At 66.2% G+C, this 17,986-nt stretch carries 19 protein-coding genes; 9 read left to right on the plus strand and 10 right to left on the minus strand.

Translation table 11 applies throughout. The features are described 5' to 3' along the window. Positions 1-51: 51 nt before the first annotated feature. The gene (locus CXB49_RS04775; protein WP_101707333.1) at positions 52-738 is read right to left on the minus strand and encodes a peptidoglycan DD-metalloendopeptidase family protein; all 687 of its coding nucleotides are present in this window, start codon (positions 736-738) and stop codon (positions 52-54) included. A gap of 61 nt (positions 739-799) precedes the next feature. On the opposite strand from CXB49_RS04775, the gene CXB49_RS04780 reads away from it, so the two are divergent. Then, positions 800-1,531: an ABC transporter substrate-binding protein gene (locus tag CXB49_RS04780; protein WP_158300615.1), complete on the plus strand. Its 732-nt coding sequence runs from the start codon at positions 800-802 to the stop codon at positions 1,529-1,531. Between the two features lie 50 nt (positions 1,532-1,581). Here the strand turns inward: CXB49_RS04780 and ettA are convergent, their stop codons facing one another. The 8 genes from ettA to gpmI all read right to left on the minus strand — a co-directional run bounded on the left by ettA (position 1,582) and on the right by gpmI (position 12,201). Then, entirely contained in the window at positions 1,582-3,249 is a 1,668-nt protein-coding gene (ettA, locus tag CXB49_RS04785; RefSeq protein WP_101707335.1) for an energy-dependent translational throttle protein EttA, read from the minus strand. 106 nt (positions 3,250-3,355) lie between these two features. Continuing rightward, positions 3,356-3,835: a DUF456 domain-containing protein gene (locus tag CXB49_RS04790; RefSeq protein WP_101707336.1), complete on the minus strand. Its 480-nt coding sequence runs from the start codon at positions 3,833-3,835 to the stop codon at positions 3,356-3,358. Between the two features lie 2 nt (positions 3,836-3,837). After that, positions 3,838-5,910, minus strand: a complete 2,073-nt coding sequence (gene ppk1, locus CXB49_RS04795) for a polyphosphate kinase 1 (protein ID WP_101707337.1) — start codon at positions 5,908-5,910, stop codon at positions 3,838-3,840. 69 nt (positions 5,911-5,979) lie between these two features. Continuing rightward, positions 5,980-6,252, minus strand: coding sequence for an oxidative damage protection protein (locus CXB49_RS04800; RefSeq protein ID WP_101707338.1), 273 nt, complete (start codon positions 6,250-6,252; stop codon positions 5,980-5,982). A gap of 97 nt (positions 6,253-6,349) precedes the next feature. Further along, positions 6,350-7,657, minus strand: a complete 1,308-nt coding sequence (argA, locus tag CXB49_RS04805; protein ID WP_101710607.1) for an amino-acid N-acetyltransferase — start codon at positions 7,655-7,657, stop codon at positions 6,350-6,352. A gap of 154 nt (positions 7,658-7,811) precedes the next feature. Continuing rightward, positions 7,812-9,224, minus strand: coding sequence for a S41 family peptidase (locus tag CXB49_RS04810; protein WP_101707339.1), 1,413 nt, complete (start codon positions 9,222-9,224; stop codon positions 7,812-7,814). A 43-nt stretch (positions 9,225-9,267) separates the two neighbouring features. Continuing rightward, on the minus strand, positions 9,268-10,605 hold the full coding sequence (locus CXB49_RS04815; protein ID WP_101707340.1) for a murein hydrolase activator EnvC: 1,338 nt from the start codon (positions 10,603-10,605) through the stop codon (positions 9,268-9,270). Positions 10,606-10,677: 72 nt separating this feature from the next. Beyond that, positions 10,678-12,201: a 2,3-bisphosphoglycerate-independent phosphoglycerate mutase gene (gene gpmI / locus CXB49_RS04820; protein WP_101707341.1), complete on the minus strand. Its 1,524-nt coding sequence runs from the start codon at positions 12,199-12,201 to the stop codon at positions 10,678-10,680. A 106-nt stretch (positions 12,202-12,307) separates the two neighbouring features. Between gpmI and CXB49_RS04825 the strand changes: the two genes are divergently transcribed. Then, complete coding sequence (locus CXB49_RS04825) at positions 12,308-12,604, plus strand: helix-turn-helix transcriptional regulator (RefSeq protein ID WP_043574449.1); 297 nt, start codon at positions 12,308-12,310, stop codon at positions 12,602-12,604. Positions 12,605-12,715: 111 nt separating this feature from the next. Here the strand turns inward: CXB49_RS04825 and CXB49_RS04830 are convergent, their stop codons facing one another. Further along, complete coding sequence (locus tag CXB49_RS04830; RefSeq protein WP_101707342.1) at positions 12,716-13,174, minus strand: DUF4442 domain-containing protein; 459 nt, start codon at positions 13,172-13,174, stop codon at positions 12,716-12,718. A 278-nt stretch (positions 13,175-13,452) separates the two neighbouring features. Here CXB49_RS04830 and CXB49_RS04835 point away from each other — a divergent pair, with 278 nt between their 5' ends. The 7 genes from CXB49_RS04835 to CXB49_RS04865 all read left to right on the plus strand — a co-directional run bounded on the left by CXB49_RS04835 (position 13,453) and on the right by CXB49_RS04865 (position 17,961). Continuing rightward, entirely contained in the window at positions 13,453-14,067 is a 615-nt protein-coding gene (locus CXB49_RS04835) for a MotA/TolQ/ExbB proton channel family protein (protein ID WP_101707344.1), read from the plus strand. A 2-nt stretch (positions 14,068-14,069) separates the two neighbouring features. After that, positions 14,070-14,483 carry a biopolymer transporter ExbD gene (locus CXB49_RS04840; protein WP_101707346.1) on the plus strand — a complete coding sequence of 138 codons (414 nt, stop codon included), beginning with the start codon at positions 14,070-14,072 and terminating at the stop codon, positions 14,481-14,483. A 20-nt stretch (positions 14,484-14,503) separates the two neighbouring features. Then, positions 14,504-15,523, plus strand: coding sequence for a tetraacyldisaccharide 4'-kinase (gene lpxK / locus CXB49_RS04845; protein WP_101707347.1), 1,020 nt, complete (start codon positions 14,504-14,506; stop codon positions 15,521-15,523). Beyond that, positions 15,513-15,695, plus strand: a complete 183-nt coding sequence (locus CXB49_RS04850; RefSeq protein WP_101707348.1) for a Trm112 family protein — start codon at positions 15,513-15,515, stop codon at positions 15,693-15,695. Before lpxK ends, CXB49_RS04850 begins: the two co-directional genes overlap by 11 nt. Continuing rightward, on the plus strand, positions 15,692-16,450 hold the full coding sequence (gene kdsB / locus CXB49_RS04855) for a 3-deoxy-manno-octulosonate cytidylyltransferase (RefSeq protein ID WP_101707349.1): 759 nt from the start codon (positions 15,692-15,694) through the stop codon (positions 16,448-16,450). The genes CXB49_RS04850 and kdsB overlap by 4 nt, the downstream gene beginning before the upstream one ends. Positions 16,451-16,518: 68 nt before the next feature. Further along, the gene (gene adk / locus CXB49_RS04860) at positions 16,519-17,175 is read left to right on the plus strand and encodes an adenylate kinase (RefSeq protein WP_101707351.1); all 657 of its coding nucleotides are present in this window, start codon (positions 16,519-16,521) and stop codon (positions 17,173-17,175) included. A gap of 168 nt (positions 17,176-17,343) precedes the next feature. Next, entirely contained in the window at positions 17,344-17,961 is a 618-nt protein-coding gene (locus CXB49_RS04865; RefSeq protein WP_101707352.1) for a hemolysin III family protein, read from the plus strand. Positions 17,962-17,986 lie beyond the last annotated feature (25 nt).

Consider the following 17,986-nt stretch of genomic DNA (forward strand, 5'->3'; position numbering starts at 1 on the left):
GGGTGCGACAGCGGCGAGCTTAGGCCAAGCCGCCATCGCGGGCAAGCGGCGTCAGCGCGGCGGCAGGTAAGCGGCCGGATCCACCACCCGGGTGCCCAGCCGCAGCTCGAAGTGCAGCATGACCCGGCTGGCGCCGGAATCGCCCATGGTGGCGATCTGTTGGCCGGCGGACACTTGCTGGCCTTCCTGCACCAATAGCTTCTGGTTGTGGGCGTAGACGGTCAGCGTGCTTTCATTGTGCTTGACGATCAGCAGATTGCCGTAGGCGCGTATGCCCTTGCTGGCGTATATCACCTTGCCGGCGGCCGCCGCGCGCACCGGGTCGCCGGCCTTGCCGGCCAGATCCAGGCCCTTGTTGCGGTTGCCGTCGAAGCCGGAAATCAGCGCGCCGTCGGCCGGCCATTGCAGCTTGACGTCCAGCCTGGCCGGCGGCGGCGCCGGCTTGGCCTCCGCTGGTTTGGACGCGGACGGCTTGCCGGCGGTCGACGGTTTGGCCGCGCCGGGCGGCTGCACCCGTAGCAACTGGCCGGACTGGATGCTGGAGCGGTCGGCCAGCTGGTTCCAGCGCGCCAGATTGGCGACGCTTTGCCGATATTGACGGGCGATGCGGTACAGCGTGTCGCCGGGCTGGACCCGGTAGTAGCCGGCCGGGGCGGAGGAGTCTGCGGCCGGAGGCGTGGCGCAGGCGGCCAGCCATAAGCTGCTACAAAGAATAAGGGTGAGGGTTCGCAAGGACATGACCATGATTCTAGCACCGTCCCGCCGCGGCGATGTCCGCGGGGGAGGCCGGAGGGCGGCGATGATGAAACGGGTTTGGCTGGCGCTGGGCTGTTTTGGTTCCGGCCTGTTGTGGGCGGCGCCGGCGCCGGTGACGGTCAGCCTGTACACCTTGGACTATCCGCCGTTCGTGATCCGCGACGGCGGCGCGCCGCCGCGCGGCATCGCGGTGGAGCTGATCGGGCAGGCGCTGGAGCGCGCCGGCCTGCGCGGCCAGTTCGTCGATCTGCCGTGGAAGCGGGCGCAGATGCAGGTGCAGAGCGACGAGAACAGCTGTCTGATGCCGCTGACCCGCTCGCCGCGGCGCGATGCCCAGTACCGCTGGGTCGGGCTGATAGACGACAGCAGCCAGTCGCTGTTCGTCGCGGCCAACAAGTCGGCGCGCATTCATGCGCTGTCTGACTTGAAGGGCTTGCGCGTGGTGACGCTGCTGGGCTCGTCGATGGCCGAATGGCTGCGCGTGCACCAGGTGGCGTTTTCCGAACTGGCGACCACCGAGGAGGCCTACCGCGAGCTGAGTCTGGGCGTGGCCGACGCCTGGGCGGTGCACAGCCCGGTGGCGCGCTATCTGGTCAAGAAGCAGGGCGCCAGCGCGGTGCCGATACGCGAGGCCTTGCGCTTGCAGGAAACCGGCATCTACCTCGCCTGCGGCAAGCATATGCCGGAGGAGGTGGCACAGCGCTTGGGCGCGGCCATCCGCCAGTTGCAGGCGGATGGCGTGGCGGCCCGCATCTCGGCGCGCTATCTGGAGTGAGCGGGCAGCAAAAAGCCCCCGCTGGGCGGGGGCTTGGACGGTGAAGCGGATCAGCGGGTGATCGGCTTGTAGCGGATGCGCTTGGGCTTGGCGCCTTCCTCGCCCAGGCGCTTCTTCTTGTCGGCCTCGTACTCCTGGTAGTTGCCGTCGAAGAAGGTCCATTGCGATTCGCCTTCGGCCGCCAGGATGTGGGTGGCGATGCGGTCCAGGAACCAGCGGTCGTGCGAGATCACGAACACGGTGCCGGCGTATTCCAGCAACGCGTCTTCCAGCGCGCGCAGCGTTTCGACGTCGAGGTCGTTGGACGGTTCGTCGAGCAGCAGCACGTTGCCGCCCTTCAGCAGCGTCTTGGCCAGGTGCAGACGGCCGCGTTCGCCGCCGGACAGCATGCCGACCTTCTTCTGCTGATCGCCGCCCTTGAAGTTGAAGCGGCCCAGATAGGCGCGGCTGGACATCTCGAAGCGGCCGACGGTCAGGATGTCGGCGCCTGCGGCCACGTCCTCGAACACGGTCTTTTCGCCGTCCAGGCCTTCGCGGCTCTGCTCGACGAAGGCCATCTGCACGGTCTGGCCTATCTTCACGTCGCCGCTGTCCGGCTGTTCCTTGCCGGCTATCATCTTGAACAACGTCGATTTACCGGCGCCGTTCGGGCCGATGATGCCGACGATGGCGCCCGGCGGCGCCTTGAAGCTCAGATTGTCGATCAGCAGGCGGTCGCCGAAGCCCTTGGACACGCCGTTGAACTCGATCACCTCGTTGCCCAGGCGTTCGGCCACCGGGATGAAGATTTCCTGGGTCTCGTTGCGTTTCTGGGTCTCGAAGCTGGACAACTCCTCGAAACGGGCGATACGCGCCTTGGACTTGGCCTGGCGGCCCTTGGGATTCTGGCGCACCCATTCCAGTTCCTGCTTCATCGCCTTCATGCGGGCGCCTTCGCTCTTGGCTTCCTGCGCCAGGCGCTCTTCCTTCTGCTCCAGCCAGGACGAGTAGTTGCCCTTCCACGGGATGCCTTCGCCGCGGTCCAGCTCCAGAATCCATTCGGCGGCGTTGTCGAGGAAGTAGCGGTCGTGGGTGACGGCCACCACGGTGCCGGGGAAGCGCACCAGGAACTGCTCCAGCCACTCGACCGATTCGGCGTCCAGGTGGTTGGTCGGCTCGTCCAAGAGCAGCATGTCCGGCTTGGACAGCAGCAGCTTGCACAGCGCCACGCGGCGCTTCTCGCCGCCCGACAGCGGGCCGATCTTGGCGTCCCACGGCGGCAGGCGCAGCGCGTCGGCGGCCAGTTCCAGCTGCAGCGCCACATTGTCGCCGGCGCCGGCGGAGATGATGGCTTCCAGCTTGGCCTGCTCCTCGGCCAGCGCGTCGAAGTCGGCGTCCGGATCGGCGTAGGCGGCGTACACTTCCTCCAGCCGCTTCTGCGCGCCCATCACATCGCCCATGCCGCTTTCCACTTCCTCGCGCACGGTCTTGTCGTTGTCCAGCTTCGGCTCCTGCTCCAGGTAGCCGATCTTGACGCCGGCCAGATGCTGCACCTCGCCGTCGTATTCCTTGTCCACATTGGCCATGATGCGCAGCACGGTGGATTTGCCGGCGCCGTTCAGGCCCAAGAGGCCGATCTTGGCGCCGGGGAAGAAGCTGAGGGAAATATCTTTGATGATTTGCCGTTTGGGCGGGACGATCTTGCTCACTCGGAGCATCGACATCACGTATTGGGCCATGGATCCGTTCACATTGGTTGGTATGACTAGACGCCGATTCTACCAAAACGGCGAGCCAAGACCAGATGGCCGAGCGGCCGGCGTGGGCCGGCCGCGAAGGAGAGGCTTAGAACGCCAGCGCCAGCGCGGCGGTGGCCAGCATCGCGAAGGCGCAGGCCACCTTGGCCACGGCGCCGACAATGAAGCCGACGAAGGTGCCGATGCCGACCTTGCCGGCCTGGAAGGCGTCCTTGCGGGCGATGAATTCGCCGACGACGGCGCCGATCAGCGGGCCGAGCACGACGCCGGCGATGCCGAAGAACAGGCCCACCAGGCTGCCGATGAAGGCGCCCCACAAGGCCTGGCGGCTGGCGCCGGTGGCCCTGGCGCCCAACAGGCCGGCGACGAAGTCTATCAGCAGGCCCAGCGCCGCCAGCACCGCCAGCACGCTGAGGCTGATCGCGCCCAGGTGCTGGAAGTTGTCCAGCCAGGAGGCCAGCAGCAGGCCGCCGAACAGCAGCGGCAGGCCGGGCAGGGCCGGCAGCACGGTGCCGGCCAGGCCGGCGGCCACCATCAGCGCGGCGGCGAGATAACCGAGCAGCACCATGCTCATTCGGCGTCCTGGCCGGTGTACAGCGCCAGCAGCTCGCGCTGGGCGCAGTGCGGCTTGCCGCGGTTGGAGCGGCGCTTGTAGCCGCCGTCCTGCTGCATTTCCCAACTGTTGACGTTGTCCTCCAGGTAGAGGCGCAGCGTCTCCTTGATGATGCGGCGCTTCAGCTTGCCGTCCAGCACTGGCGCGCAGGTCTCGATGCGGCGGAAGAAGTTGCGGCTCATCCAGTCGGCGCTGGAGATCAGCAGGTCTTCCTTGTGATCGTTGTAGAAGTAGAACACGCGCGGATGCTCGAGGAAGCGGCCGACGATGGAGCGCACCGAGATGTTCTCGGACAGGCCGGCGACGCCGGGACGCAGCGCGCACACGCCGCGGACGATCAGCTGTATCTTCACGCCGGCCTGGCTCGCGCGGTACAGCGCGTGTATCACCTGCGGTTCTAGCAGCGAGTTCATCTTGGCGATGATCTGCGCCGGCTTGCCGGCCTGGACATGCTCGATCTCGCGCTCGATGGCCTGCATGATCATGCTGTGCAGCGTGAACGGGCTCTGGTACAGCTGCCTCAGGCTGCCGGCGCGGCCCAGGCCGGTCAGCTGGATGAAGATGTCGTTGACGTCGCTGGCGATTTCCTCGTTGCAGGTCATCAGGCCCAGGTCGGTGTACAGCCGCGCCGTGCGCGGGTGGTAGTTGCCGGTGCCCAGGTGCACGTAGCGGTGCAGGCCGCGCTCCTCGCGCCGCACCACCATCAGCATCTTGGCGTGCACCTTGTAGCCGATGACGCCGTAGACGACGTGGGCGCCGGCGTCCTCCAGCCGGCTGGCCCAGCCGATATTGGCCTCCTCGTCGAAGCGCGCCATCAATTCGACGACCACCGTCACCTGCTTGCCGGCGCGGGCGGCGGCGATCAGCGATTCCATCAGCACCGAGTCGGTGCCGGTGCGGTACACCGTCATCTTGATCGCCACCACGTGCGGATCGGTCGCCGCCTGGGTCAGGAAGTCGATCACCGGCTGGAAGCTCTGGTACGGATGGTGCAGCAGGATGTCGCCCTTGCGTATCGTCTCGAACAGCGAGGTGGACTTCTTCTGCAGCTGCGGCGGCAGCGTCGGCGCGAACAGCGCGAATTTCAGGTCGGCGCGGTCCACCAGGTCCGGCACCTGCATCAGCCGCACTAGGTTCACCGGGCCGTTGACGCGGTAGACGTCGCGCGGCTGCAGGTTGAACTGGGTCAGCAAGAAGGATTCCATGTGCTGCGGGCAGGTGTCGGCGATTTCCAGCCGCACCGCGTCGCCGAACTGGCGCTGGCGCAATTCGCCCTGCAGCGCGGTGCGCAGGTTCTTGAAGTCGTCGTCGTCGACCGACAGCTCGCTGTCCCGGGTGACGCGGAACTGGTAGCAGCCCTTGACCGTCATGCCGGGGAACAGCTCGTGCACGTGCGAGTGCAGTATCGACGACAGGAAGACGAAGCAGTGCGGGCGGCCGTCGCAGACGTCGGCCGGCAGCCTGATCACCCGCGGCAGGATGCGCGGCGCCTGCACGATGGCGGTGCCGGACGCGCGGCCGAAGGCGTCGCGGCCCTCGAGCTCCACCGCGAAGTTCAGCGATTTGTTCAGCACCTTGGGGAAGGGGTGCGACGGATCCAGCCCGATCGGCGTCAGGATGGGCATCAGTTCGCGGAAGAAATAGCTCTTCACCCAGTCCTGCTGCTGCTCGGTCCATTCGCTGCGGCGCAGGAAGACGATGCCTTCCTCGCGCAGCGCCGGGAACAGCACCTCGCTCATCACCGCGTATTGGTCGCGCACCAGCTGGTGACTGGCGTGGGACACCTTGACCAGCGCCTGCTCCGGCGTGGCGCCGTCGGCCAGCACGCGGTCCGGCGTCGCGTGGGCGGCGTCCTGCAACCAGGCGACGCGCACCTCGAAGAATTCGTCCAGATTGGAGGAGACGATGCAGAGAAAACGCAGGCGTTCCAGCAGCGGCAGGTCCTGATCCTCCGCCTGCGCCAGCACGCGGCGGTTGAATTCTATCAGTCCCAGTTCACGGTTCAGCAGCAGGTCTTGCGGTTGTGACATAACGGTTTGCGAGCCAATTGACGGTGATCGGAAACAATAAAGCCCTCGCTTGGAGGGCTTGGCTACGGCTTAGTTCTGCGGCGGCGTGTAACCCGCCGGCGCGTCGGCGCCCTGGCCGAAGAAGTAGGCGTCGAGCTGGGCGGCCAGATACTGGCGCGCGCGGGCGTCGGCCAGGCTCAGGCGGTTTTCGTTGATCAGCATGGTCTGGTAGCGCAGCCAGCCTTGCCAGGCTTCCTTGGATACGCTTTCGTAGACGCGCTTGCCCAGCTCGCCCGGCAGCGGCGGGAAGTCCAGGCCTTCGGCTTCGCGGCCGAGCTTGATACAGTTGACGGTTCGGCTCATCGCTTGAATCCTTGCTTGAATGCTTGTATTGGAATGCGGCTATTGTGTCACAGCGGCCGCGCCGTTCCAACCGTGGCGGCATCATCGCCACTATTTGTTACAGCTTCTTTACGAAGACCTTGGATCGGCGTTGGTAATTGTAAAACTGCTGACGCGCCAGCGGCAGCGAGCTCTTGTCGGCCTCGGCGAAGCCGCGCTCGACGAACCAGTGCGAGGTCTGGGTGGTCAGCACGAACAGCGACAGCAGGCCGCGGGTGCGCGCCTGGTATTCGACGTGCCTGAGCAGCATTTCGCCGAAACCGCCGTCGCGCTTGTCCGGCGACACCGCCAGGCAGGCCAGTTCGGCGGTTTCCGCCTCGGCGAACGGGTGCATCGCCACGCAGCCGTAGATCTTGCCGTCGTGCTCCAGCACCGAGTATTCGCCGATTTCCACTTCCAGCCGCTCGCGGCTGCGCCGCACCAGGATGCCTTGCTCTTCCAGCGGACGGATCAGCGCCAGGATGTCGCCGACGTCGTCTATGCTGGCGTTGCGCACCCGGACCAGCGGCTCGCGGGCGATCATGGTGCCGTTGCCGCCGCGGGTGAAGTGCTCCAGCAGCAGCGCGCCGTCCTGGTGGCGGCTGATCAAGTGGGCGCGCGGGATGCCGTCGCGGGTCGCGCGTATGCAGTAGGGCAGATAGGCGGCCACGTCCTCGGGCAGGCTGCCCGATTGCAGCATCGCCTCGGCCTGGTGGGCGGTCAGCGAGCTGATCAGCTCGCCGTCGTGCTCGACGACGCCGCGGCCCTCGACGACATAGATCAGCTTCTCGGCCTTCAGCGCGATGGCGGCGTGGGCGGCCAGCTCCTCCATCGTCAGATTGAAGCTCTCGCCGGTCAGCGAATAGCCCACCGGAGTCAGCAGCACCAGCTCGCCGGCGTCCAGGCGCTGGCGGATCGCGGCGGCGTCGACGCGCCGCACCTGGCCGGTGTACTGCATGTCCATGCCGTCCAGCACGCCCAGCGGTTGCGCGGTGACGAAGTTGCCGCCGGCCACCCTCAGATGGGAGCCGTGCATAGGCGAGTGCGGCATGCCCATCGACAGCCTGGCCTCGACATCGTGGCGGGTGGCGCCGGCCGCCTGCTTGACGATGTCCATCGTCTGGGCGTCGGTGACGCGGCGGCCCAGGTGGAACTGCGGGGGGATGCCCTGGCGTTGCAGCAGCGTCTCGATCTGCGGCCGGATGCCGTGGACCAGCACGATGCGCACGCCGAGGCTGACCAACAGGTTGATGTCCTGGGCCATGCTGGAGAAATCGCCGTCGAGCAGGCTTTCGCCGCCCATGGCCAGCACGAAGGTCTTGCCACGGTAGGCGTTGATATAGGGCGCGGCTTCGCGGAAGGTGAGGACGAACTCGCGTGTGAGCATGGCGGCGGACTCCGGGCCGGACGGGTTGCGACAGCCGAAAAGCATATCAGGATTGCCGGCGCCGTGTGTTTCGGAACGTTACGAGCGGGCTAGGGGCGCGGCGATGAAAAAAGCCGCCCGCGGCGGCGGACGGCTTGGTCGGCAAAGAGCGGCCTCAGTTGGCGCGCTTTTGCAGGATCTGCTGCACTTTCAGCACGTTCAGCGCCTGCGACAGCTGATAGTCGTTCTTCGGGTTCGGATCGCGCGGACCGAAACCGGTCTCGTCGGCGCCGGCCGGCTCCTTGCCCTTCTCCTGCGGCGGCGCGATCAGCTTGGGCGCCGGCCGGGCTTCCGGCTTGGCGGTCGGCTTGTCGTCGCCGTTCGGATTGGCCAGATGGTTTTCCAGGTCGGCTTCGCGGATGCGCAGCGCCTGGTCGGCGGCAGTCAGCGTCGCGTCCTCCACCACCACGTCCGGCGTGATGCCCTTGGCCTGGATAGAGCGGCCGCTAGGGGTGAAGTAGCGGGCGGTGGTCAGCTTGATGCCGCCCTGGCTGCCCAGCGGCAGGATGGACTGCACCGAGCCCTTGCCGAAGGTCTGGGTGCCGACCAGCACCGCGCGCTTCTGGTCCTGCAGCGCGCCGGCGACGATTTCCGACGCCGAGGCCGAGCCGCCGTTGACCAGCACCGCCATCGGCACGTTGCGCGCCTCGGCCGGCAGCTTGGCCAGCGGATCGGAGCCGTTCGGGCGGGCGTAGTTCTGCAGCGTGGCGGTCAGCCGCATCTTGGCGTCCGGCGTGCGGCCCTCGGTGTAGACCACCAGCTTGTCCTTCGGCAGGAAGGCGGCGGCGACGCCGACGGCGCCGTTCAGCAGGCCGCCCGGATCGTCGCGCAGATCGAGCACCAGGCCCTTCAGCGGCTGCTTGTTGTCCTTGTACAGCTTCTGCAGGCCGGCGGCCAGGTCCTCGGCGGTATGCTCCTGGAACTGGGCGATGCGCACATAGCCGTAGCCGGACTCCAGCATCTTGTATTTGACGCTCTTGGTTTTGATGATGGCGCGCGCCAGCGTGAACACCAGCGGCTTGGCCTCGTTCTTGCGGGCCACGGTCAGCGTGACCTTGCTGCCCGGCTTGCCGCGCATCTTCTTGACCGCGTCGTTCAGCGACAGGCCGCGCACCGGCGTGTCGTCGATCTTGATGATCAGGTCGCCGCTCTTGATGCCGGCCTTCTGCGCCGGGGTGTCCTCGATCGGCGATACCACCTTGACCAGGCCGTCCTCGGCGCCGATCTCGATGCCCAGGCCGCCGAATTCGCCCTGGGTGCCTTCGCGCAGCTCTTTGAATTCCTCGGCGTCCATGTAATCGGAGTGCGGATCGAGGCCGGTCAGCATGCCCTTGATCGCTTCGTCGATCAGCTTCTTGTCCTCGACCGGTTCGACGTAGCTCTGCTTGATCAGGCTGAATACCTCGGCGAAGGTGCGCAGCTCGTTCAAGGGCAGCGGCGAAGCCTCGTTGTCGGCCAGGGCCTGCATGCTGAGTGTCAGTACGCCGCCGGCCATGGCTCCGGCCACCAACCAGGCGATTTTCTTCATTCTTTGGCTGCTCATACTGTGCTGATTCTCCGTACCCGGCACCTTAGCGTGTCCAGGCCTGCGGGTTGAGGGGGCGACCGAGATGCCGGATTTCAAAGTACAGTCCGGCATCCCCGTTGTCCAGTGTTCCTGTGTTGCCAAGTGTGTCACCGGCTTTGACGCCGCTGCCGGACGACTTGGCGATGGCGGACAGGCCGGTATAGACCGTCATGTAGTTGCCGCCGTGGTCAATGATCACCGCCTTGCCGAATCCGCGCAACTCATCGGCATAAACGACGGTGCCGTCGGCGACGCTGCGCACCGGCTGGCCGACGGCAGCGCGGATGAACACGCCTTTCCAGGTGGTGCCTTCGCGGCGCGGCTTGCCGTAGGAGCCGGCGATCTGGCCGGACACCGGCAGCTTCATCCTGCCCTGCAGGCTGGCGAAGGCGCGGCCGGAAGCGCTGCCGTCGGCGACGTCGTCGACCTGTTCGGCCGGCGCTTCCTTGACGATGACCGGCTTCTTCGCCTCTTCCGGCACCGGCTTGCCCTGTTTCTTCGCCTGTTCGGCCAGCTTGCGGCGGCGCTCGTTCTCCTTGCGCGCGGCTTCGCGGGCGGCGGCCAGCTTGGCCTTGCGGGCCTCGGCGGCCTTGCGCGCGGCTTCGGCGCGGCGGCGCTGGATTTCGCGGTTGATCTGGGCGATCACATTGCTCAGGTGCTTCTCGTCTTCCTGCAGCCGGGTCAGCTTGCTCTGGCCCTGCTTGATCTCGCCGGACACCTGGCTCAATTGCTGCTGCTGCTGGGATTTGTCCTTTTCCAGCTCGCTTTTTTCCTGCGACTTGCGGTCGGACAGGCTGTCCAGCCGCGCCAGTTCCTGTTCCAGCTGCGCCGACAGCGCCTCCAACTGCTGTTGCTGGCCGACCAGCTTCTGCACCAGCTGCTGCTCGGCGCGGGCGATGTGCTGGTAGTAGGCGAGGTCGCGGGCGTTCTGGTTCGGGTCGTCGGCGTTCAGCATCAGCTTCATCGCGTCGTGCTGGCCGTTCTTGTACTGGCGCAACAGCATCTGGCTGACGCGCTGGCGGGTGCCGGCCAGCGTGTGGCGGGTCTGTTCGATCTTGGCGCGCAGCTCGGCCAGTTGCTGTTCCGAACGGTTTTGCCGCTGTTCCAGCGTGGCCAGCGCCTGCTTGGTCTGGCTGAGGGCGTGTTCCGACTCCTGGATCGCGGACTGCGCCTCTTTCTGCACCGACTGCTTTTGCGCCAGGTCCTTCTTCAGGCTGTCGATTTCCTTGCGCACATTCTTCAGGTCCTGCTGATGCGGGGCCGTCGACAGCGCGGACGAGGAGTTGGTGTTGGCGGCCTGGGCGGCGCTGGCCAGCACGGCCATCAGGAGGTAGCGTTTCATTCGCTGGTTTTCTTCTGCTCTGGTCAAAACGGCGGCGGCCGCGCCGGGGCGCGGGCCGCCGCCGATGCGGGTTTACTGGAGGTCGATCAGCGATTGACCGGTCATCTCCGCCGGTTGTTCCAGCCCCATCATCGCCAGCAGCGACGGCGAGATGTCGCGCAGCGAGCCGCCGGCCCGGATTTTCGCCGGCCGGCCCACGTACAGGAAGGGCACCTGGTTGGTGGTGTGCTGCGTGTGCGGCTGGTGGTGTGCGGCATCGTACATCTGTTCGCAATTGCCGTGGTCGGCGGTGATCAGCACTTCGCCGCCGGCGGCCAGCATCGCTTCCACGCAGCGCGCCACGCAACCGTCCAGCGCCTCCACCGCCTTGACCGCGGCGTCGAAGATGCCGCTGTGGCCGACCATGTCGCCGTTGGCGTAGTTGCAGAAGATGGCCTGGTATTGGCCGGACGCGATCGCCTCGACGATCTTGTCGGTCACTTCGCCGGCGTTCATTTCCGGCTGCAGATCGTAGGTGGCCACTTTCGGCGACGGCACCAGGATGCGGTCCTCGCCCGGATAGACCTGTTCCTCGCCGCCGTTGAAGAAATAGGTGACGTGCGGGTATTTCTCGGTCTCGGCGATCCTGAGCTGCTTCAGGCCGAGCGATGACAGGTATTCGCCCATGCCGTTGCTGATCTTCTGCGGTGCGTAGGCCACCGGCAGCGCCGAATAAGCCTCGCCGTAGCTGGTCAGCGTCGCGTAGCAGCCGAATTTCGGCTGGCGGGCCGGGAAGCCGTCGAAAGCCGGGTCGGTCAGCGCGGTGGTCAGCTGGCGGGCGCGGTCGGCGCGGAAGTTCATGAAGATCAGCGCGTCGCCGTCCTGCATCTTCACCGGCGCGCCGATGCCGGTGGCCTTGACGAATTCGTCGTTCTCGTCGCGCTCGTAGGCCGCCTTCAGCGCCGCGAGACCGGTTTCGGCGTGGAACAGGCCTTCGCCGTCGACCAGCAGCCGGTAGGCCGGTTCCACGCGCTCCCAGCGCTTGTCGCGGTCCATCGCCCAGTAACGGCCGGTGACGGAGACCAGGCGGGCGTTCGGGCATTCGGCCAGCACCGCGTCCAGCCGCTTCAGGTAGGTCTCGGCGCTGCGCGGCGGCGTGTCGCGGCCGTCGAGGAAGGCGTGAACGTAAATCCTGGCCACGCCGGCGGCCTGGGCGGCGCGGATCAGCGCGTGGATGTGGTTCTCGTGGCTGTGCACACCCCCGTCGGATAGCAGGCCCAGGATGTGCAGCGCCGAGCCTTGAGCTTTGCTCATGGCTTGTTGCAGTGTGTCATTCGATGCGAAGCGACCGTCCTCGATGTCGCAATCTATGCGGCTGATGTCCTGCTGCACGATGCGGCCGGCCCCGATGTTCAGGTGGCCCACCTCGGAGTTGCCGAACTGGCCGGAGGGCAGCCCGACAAAGTTTTCCGACGCGTTGATGGTGCCGTAGGCGTACTGCTGGCGCAGGCGGTTCCAGTTGGGCATGTCGGCGTGCAGGATGGCGTTGTCGTCGCCTTCCATGCGGTGGCCGAAGCCGTCGAGGATTAATAGCAACACCGGGGTGATTGATTTCATGGCATTCGCATTCAGAATATTAGAAAACCTTGATAGTATCGAATTTTGCCGATACTATTGTCCCGCAGTCAAATCAATAAAATGACGCTACATTAGGAGAAAAGCTTTGCTGTTCAACGACGACCAGATCGAGCAGACCTCGCGGGCGATGAAGGCCATGTCGCACCCGCTGCGTCTGAAGATCATATCGGTGCTGGAAGACCGGGAGGTGAGCGTGCAAGACATTGTCGAGCAGGTTGGCACCTCCCAGAGCAATATCTCCCAGCACCTCGCCATTATGCGGGACAAGGGAGTTTTGCGCACGCGCAAGGATGCCAACCGTGTCTACTACCGGGTGGGGGACATCCGCACGCTGGAAGTGCTGCGGATGATGCGCGAAGTGTTCTGCGGGTTCGGCGAGTGATCGCCTAGGGATCCATCTGGAAAAAGCCGCGTTTCGCGGCTTTTTCCATATTGGTCCCGCTTCCCCGCGCCGGATGGGGATGCCGACGCGCGGCAGGCGGCGGACAGGCTCTCAGCGCTTGTCGGGCTTGCGCCGCACATACAGCGTCTTGTACACGACGGCCACCCGCTCGCCGGCGTCGTCGACGATGTCCACCGTCATCTCCGGCAGGTATTTCTCGCCGCCGGCGGTGCGGGCGCGGATGTCGTCCAGCATCTCGTCCGTCAGATGGAAATGCGCGCGCACCGTGCCGCGGCCGGGCTTCAGGTACTCGATGCGGCCGGCCTGGTCCCAGACGTAGTGGTCGCTTCCCAGCTGGCGCAGCACCATCAGCATGTAGAACGGGTCGGTCATCGCGTACAGGCTGCCGCCGAAATGGGTGCCGACGTAGTTGCGGTTGCCGAAGCCCAGCTTCAGCCGCACCTCGGCCTCGCGGAAGTCGGCGGACAGCTTGCGCACGCGGATGCCGGCGCCGAGAAAGGGCGGCCACAGATTGAACAGCAGCTTGATCAGCCAGATGGGCAGGTTCATGTATTGATTCAAACGAGTGTTTGGATTTCTGCATCGTCGACAAAGCTTTGAGCGATGTCAATGCCGGCGGCGCGATCCGCTGTCCGGACGGCGGAATTTATCCACAGCAATCGCGGAATAACCTTGTGGATAACTTGCGGTGGGCGCAGGTGGCAGCGGCTTTCGACAGTCCTTGCCCAAAAAAGTGGCAATCGGGCGGATTTTTGCCGGTCGGTGCTTGTCTAGCCGCGGCCCAGGTAATAAAGTCTGTCGTTTGCATCGATTACGGAGAATGCTTCGTGTGGGCTATCGTTGAAGCGGCCGGTTGGCCGATCTGGACCATCATCGCGGCTTCCGTGGTATCGCTGGCCATCATCCTGGAGCGGCTGTTCACGCTCAGGCGCGGCGCGGTGGTGCCATCCGGCCTGCTGGCGCAGACGCTGCAGGAATACCGCCGGGTCGGCGACAAGGACGAACTGCTGCAGCGGCTGCAGGGCCATTCGCCGCTGGGCCGGCTGTTCGCGGCCGGGCTGCGCAATGTTCACGGCAGCCGCGAGGTGATGAAGGAGTCGATCGAGGACGAGGGCCGCCAGGTCGCCCACCAGCTGGAGCGGCTATTGACCTCGCTGGGCACCATCGCGGCGATGGCGCCGCTGTTGGGCCTGCTGGGCACGGTGATCGGCATGATAGAGATCTTCGGTTCGCAGAACGCCAACGGCGCCAATCCGCAGCAGCTGGCGCACGGCATTTCGGTCGCGCTGTACAATACCGCCCTAGGCCTGATCGTCGCCATTCCCAGCATGATGTTCTATCGCTATTTCCGCTCCAAGGTCGACGGTCTGCTGGTGGAGATGGAGGCGCAGGCGGTCAAGCTGGTCGAAGTGGCGCACGGCGAGCGCAAGAACGGGAGCTGAGCATGGACTTTCGTCGCGGCCGCGGCCGGGAAGAGCCGGAGATCAACTTCATTCCGTTGATCGACGTGCTGCTGGTGATCCTGATCTTTCTGATGGTCACCACCAGCTACGCGCATTTTTCCGAACTGAAGATCAATCTGCCGACCGCCCAGGGCGAGCAGCAGAAGAACAAGACCACCGAGATCAAGGTCTCGGTGGCGGCAGATGGCGCGATGGCGGTCGACGACGTCCGCCTGGCCGGCGGCGCCGAGCTGCTGCCTAGGTTGAAGGCCGCCGCCGCCGGCAAGAGCGACGTGGTGGTGGTGGTCAACGCCGACGCCAAGTCCACCCACCAGTCGGTGGTCGCGGTGATGGAGGCGGCGCGCGAGGCCGGCCTGTCGCAGCTGACTTTCGCCACGCAATACGCCAAACCCTGAGTGGAGCGCCACTTCCCCGCATGAGCTTGATCGAAAGACACTGGTACCGGCCGCGAGGCTGGCTGACAGCCCTTCTGGCGCCGCCGGAAGGGCTTTTTGCGCTGCTGGCGGCCTTGCGCCGGCTGGCGTTTCGCCGCGGCTGGAAAACGAGCGAGAAGCTCGCGGTCCCGGTGGTGGTGATAGGCAACATCAATGTCGGCGGCGTCGGCAAGACGCCGCTGACCCAAACCCTGCTGCGCGAATTCGCCGCCCGCGGCGTCAAGGTCGGCGTGATCAGCCGCGGCTACGGCGGCAGCGCGCGCGAACCGACCGAGGCGAAGCCGGACGGCGATCCGGCCGTGGTCGGCGACGAGCCGCTGCTGTTGGCCGCCGCCGGCGCGCCGGTGGTGGTGGGGCGGGACCGCGTCGCCGCCGGCCGCCATCTGCTGGCGCTGCACCCCGATGTGCGGCTGATCCTCAGCGACGACGGCCTGCAGCACTACCGGCTGGCGCGCGATCTGGAGATCGCGGTGCTGGACGGCCGGCGCGGCCTGGGCAACGGGCGGCTGTTGCCGAACGGTCCGCTGCGCGAGCCGCCGTCGCGGCTGGCGGCGGTCGACGCGGTGGTGGTCAACGGCGACGGCGCGGCGCTGGACCTGCCGGCCGGGCTGCCGCGCTTCGCGATGACACTGCGGCCGGGGCCGTGCCAGGCGCTGGACGACGCGTCGCGCACGCGGGACGCGGCCGGATTCGCCGGCCTGAATGTGGCGGCGCTGGCCGGCATCGGTCATCCGCAGCGCTTCTTCGACACCTTGGCCGGGCAGGGCATCGCCGTCGGCCGGCGTCTGTCCTTCCCCGATCATCATGCCTTCGCGCCCGCCGACATCCCGTCCGACGCCGACGCGGTGATCGTCACCAGCAAGGACGCGGTCAAGCTCGCGCGCGCGCTTCATGACGCGGCGCAGCGTGCTAGACTATGGGTTTTGCCGGTTCAGGCCACGCTGGCGCCTGATCTGTGCGAATGGATACTAGCCCGCTTGAAGATGGAACATGGACGCTAAATTTCTGGAAATCCTGGTGTGCCCGCTGTGCAAGGGGCCGCTGCTGTTCGACAAGAGCAAGGACGAGCTGGTTTGCAAGGGCGACCGCCTGGCCTTTCCGATCAAGGACGGCATCCCGATGATGCTGGAGGCCGAGGCGCGCGAGCTGGCCGCGGAAGAAGAAGTCAAATGAGCGGTTTCATCGCGGTGATCCCGGCGCGGATGGCGTCCAGTCGGCTGCCGGGCAAGCCGCTGGCCGACATCGCCGGCAAGCCGATGGTGGTGCGCGTGGCCGAGCAGGCGGCGAAGAGCGGCGCCTCCCGCGTCATCGTCGCCACCGATCACGCCGATGTGCTGGCGGCCTGCGCCGCGCACGGCGTCGAGGCCGTGGCGACGCGCGAAGACCACGCCAGCGGCACCGACCGGCTGGCCGAGGTGGCCGCCAAGCTGGCCCTGCCCGCCGACGCGTTGGTGGTCAACGTCCAGGGCGACGAGCCGCTGATCGCGCCGGAACTGATAGACAAGCTGGCCGCGCTGCTGGCCGAAACCGACGCGCCGGTGGCGACGCTGGCCCACGCGATCCACGACGCGGCCGACCACTTCAACCCGAATGTGGTCAAGGTGGCGCTGGACAAGCGCGGCCGCGCGCTCTATTTCAGCCGCGCGCCGATTCCCTACGCCCGCGACGCCTACGCCGCCGACCGCTCCGTGCTGCCGGCCGGCCTGCCGGTCTATCGCCACATCGGCATGTACGGTTACCGGGCAGGCTTCCTGGCCGCCTACGCCGGCCTCGAGCCGGGTCCGCTGGAGCAGCACGAGGCGCTGGAACAATTGCGCGTGCTCTGGCATGGTTACAGCATCGCGGTGGCATTGGCGGACGAGGCGCCTGCCGCCGGGGTGGACACGCCGGCGGACCTGGACAGGGTGCGCCGGCTGTTTTCCGCATGAGGGGCCGGCAGCGTTCGCGCGGGCCGTTCCAGAAGAATCGATAAATCAAACAGACTGGAGTCACACGAATGCGATTGATCCTGTTGGGCGCTCCGGGCGCCGGTAAGGGCACCCAGGCCAACTACATCCGCGAGAAGTTCGGCATTCCGCAGATTTCCACCGGCGACATGCTGCGCGCCGCGGTCAAGGCCGGCACGCCGCTGGGCCTGGAAGCCAAGGCCATCATGGATGCCGGCGGCCTGGTCCGCGACGACATCATCATCGGCCTGGTCAAGCAGCGCATCGCCGAGGCCGACTGTGAGAACGGCTTCCTGTTCGACGGTTTCCCGCGCACGATTCCGCAGGCCGAGGCGATGATCGCCGCCGGCGTCGACATCGATTACGTGGTCGAGATCGACGTGCCGGACGCCGCCATCGTCGAACGGATGGCCGGCCGCCGCGTGCACCTGGCCTCCGGCCGCACCTACCACATCGCCTTCAATCCGCCGAAAGCGGCCGGCAAGGACGACGTCACCGGCGAGGAGCTGGTCCAGCGCGACGACGACCGCGAAGAAACCGTGAAGAAACGCCTGGCGGTCTATCACGAGCAGACCGAGGTGCTGGTCGGCTTCTACGGCAAGCTGGCCGAGAGCGGCAGCGCCAAGGCGCCGAAGTACGTGAAGATAGACGGCACCCGCGCGGTGGAAACGGTGCGCGACGAGGTGCTGAAGGCGTTGGGCGCCTGAGCGCAGCGATGCGGTTTTGCAGCAAGCGGGCCATCGGCCCGCTTTTTGTTTGCGCAAAATGCTGGCCCTGAGCCGGCGACGGGCGCAAAATAAAGACCTGCGGGTCGATCCGACCCGGGTTTTTTCGTATAGACACGCTGGCGACGACGCCGGGCGGGGAACAACAATATGTATCACGGGGAACGTTTCAACGGCTATTCCCATTTGGCCGGCACCTTGTTGGCGATAGCCGGGCTGGTGGTGCTGGTGGTCGAGGCGGCCATGCAGCGCGATCCATGGAAGATCGTCAGCTTCAGCCTGTACGGCGGCACGCTGGTCACGCTTTATCTGATTTCCACGCTGTACCACAGCTTCCGCGGCAAGGCCAAGGCGGTGCTGCAGAAGTGCGACCACTCGGCCATCTATCTGCTGATCGCCGGCAGCTACACGCCGTTCGCGCTGGTGACGCTGCGCGGCGTCTGGGGTTGGACGCTGTTCGGCGTCAGCTGGGGGCTGGCGCTGTTCGGCATCGTCCAGGAGCTGACGCTGGGCCGGCGCACCCGGCTGCTGTCGATGATTCTGTATGTGGTGATGGGCTGGCTGGTGCTGATCGCGATCAAGCCGCTGGTCGAGGCGCTGGAGCCGGGCGGCCTGTTCTGGCTGGGTCTGGGCGGGCTGTTGTACAGCATAGGCATCTACTGGTTCCTGAACGACGAGAAGATACGCCACGGCCACGGCATCTGGCATCTGTTCGTGCTCGGCGGCAGCATCTGCCAGTATCTGTGCGTGCTGAACTACGTCGCCTGACAGCGCAATGAAAAACGGCAGCCAT

The organism is Chromobacterium sp. ATCC 53434 (assembly GCF_002848345.1).
Lineage (GTDB): Bacteria > Pseudomonadota > Gammaproteobacteria > Burkholderiales > Chromobacteriaceae > Chromobacterium.

Excerpts from the sequence above, each read along its gene's own strand:
- CXB49_RS04850 (WP_101707348.1), top strand. The coding sequence starts at position 15,513 with ATGGACGCTAAATTTCTGGAAATCCTGGTGTGCCCGCTGTGCAAGGGG.
- CXB49_RS04810 (WP_101707339.1), bottom strand. The coding sequence starts at position 9,224 with ATGAAGAAAATCGCCTGGTTGGTGGCCGGAGCCATGGCCGGCGGCGTA.
- lpxK (WP_101707347.1), top strand. The coding sequence starts at position 14,504 with ATGAGCTTGATCGAAAGACACTGGTACCGGCCGCGAGGCTGGCTGACA.
- adk (WP_101707351.1), top strand. The coding sequence starts at position 16,519 with ATGCGATTGATCCTGTTGGGCGCTCCGGGCGCCGGTAAGGGCACCCAG.
- CXB49_RS04800 (WP_101707338.1), bottom strand. The coding sequence starts at position 6,252 with ATGAGCCGAACCGTCAACTGTATCAAGCTCGGCCGCGAAGCCGAAGGC.
- kdsB (WP_101707349.1), top strand. The coding sequence starts at position 15,692 with ATGAGCGGTTTCATCGCGGTGATCCCGGCGCGGATGGCGTCCAGTCGG.
- CXB49_RS04780 (WP_158300615.1), top strand. The coding sequence starts at position 800 with ATGATGAAACGGGTTTGGCTGGCGCTGGGCTGTTTTGGTTCCGGCCTG.
- CXB49_RS04865 (WP_101707352.1), top strand. The coding sequence starts at position 17,344 with ATGTATCACGGGGAACGTTTCAACGGCTATTCCCATTTGGCCGGCACC.
- CXB49_RS04830 (WP_101707342.1), bottom strand. The coding sequence starts at position 13,174 with ATGAACCTGCCCATCTGGCTGATCAAGCTGCTGTTCAATCTGTGGCCG.
- ppk1 (WP_101707337.1), bottom strand. The coding sequence starts at position 5,910 with ATGTCACAACCGCAAGACCTGCTGCTGAACCGTGAACTGGGACTGATA.
- argA (WP_101710607.1), bottom strand. The coding sequence starts at position 7,657 with ATGCTCACACGCGAGTTCGTCCTCACCTTCCGCGAAGCCGCGCCCTAT.
- CXB49_RS04815 (WP_101707340.1), bottom strand. The coding sequence starts at position 10,605 with ATGAAACGCTACCTCCTGATGGCCGTGCTGGCCAGCGCCGCCCAGGCC.
- CXB49_RS04790 (WP_101707336.1), bottom strand. The coding sequence starts at position 3,835 with ATGGTGCTGCTCGGTTATCTCGCCGCCGCGCTGATGGTGGCCGCCGGC.
- CXB49_RS04775 (WP_101707333.1), bottom strand. The coding sequence starts at position 738 with ATGTCCTTGCGAACCCTCACCCTTATTCTTTGTAGCAGCTTATGGCTG.
- CXB49_RS04840 (WP_101707346.1), top strand. The coding sequence starts at position 14,070 with ATGGACTTTCGTCGCGGCCGCGGCCGGGAAGAGCCGGAGATCAACTTC.
- ettA (WP_101707335.1), bottom strand. The coding sequence starts at position 3,249 with ATGGCCCAATACGTGATGTCGATGCTCCGAGTGAGCAAGATCGTCCCG.
- gpmI (WP_101707341.1), bottom strand. The coding sequence starts at position 12,201 with ATGAAATCAATCACCCCGGTGTTGCTATTAATCCTCGACGGCTTCGGC.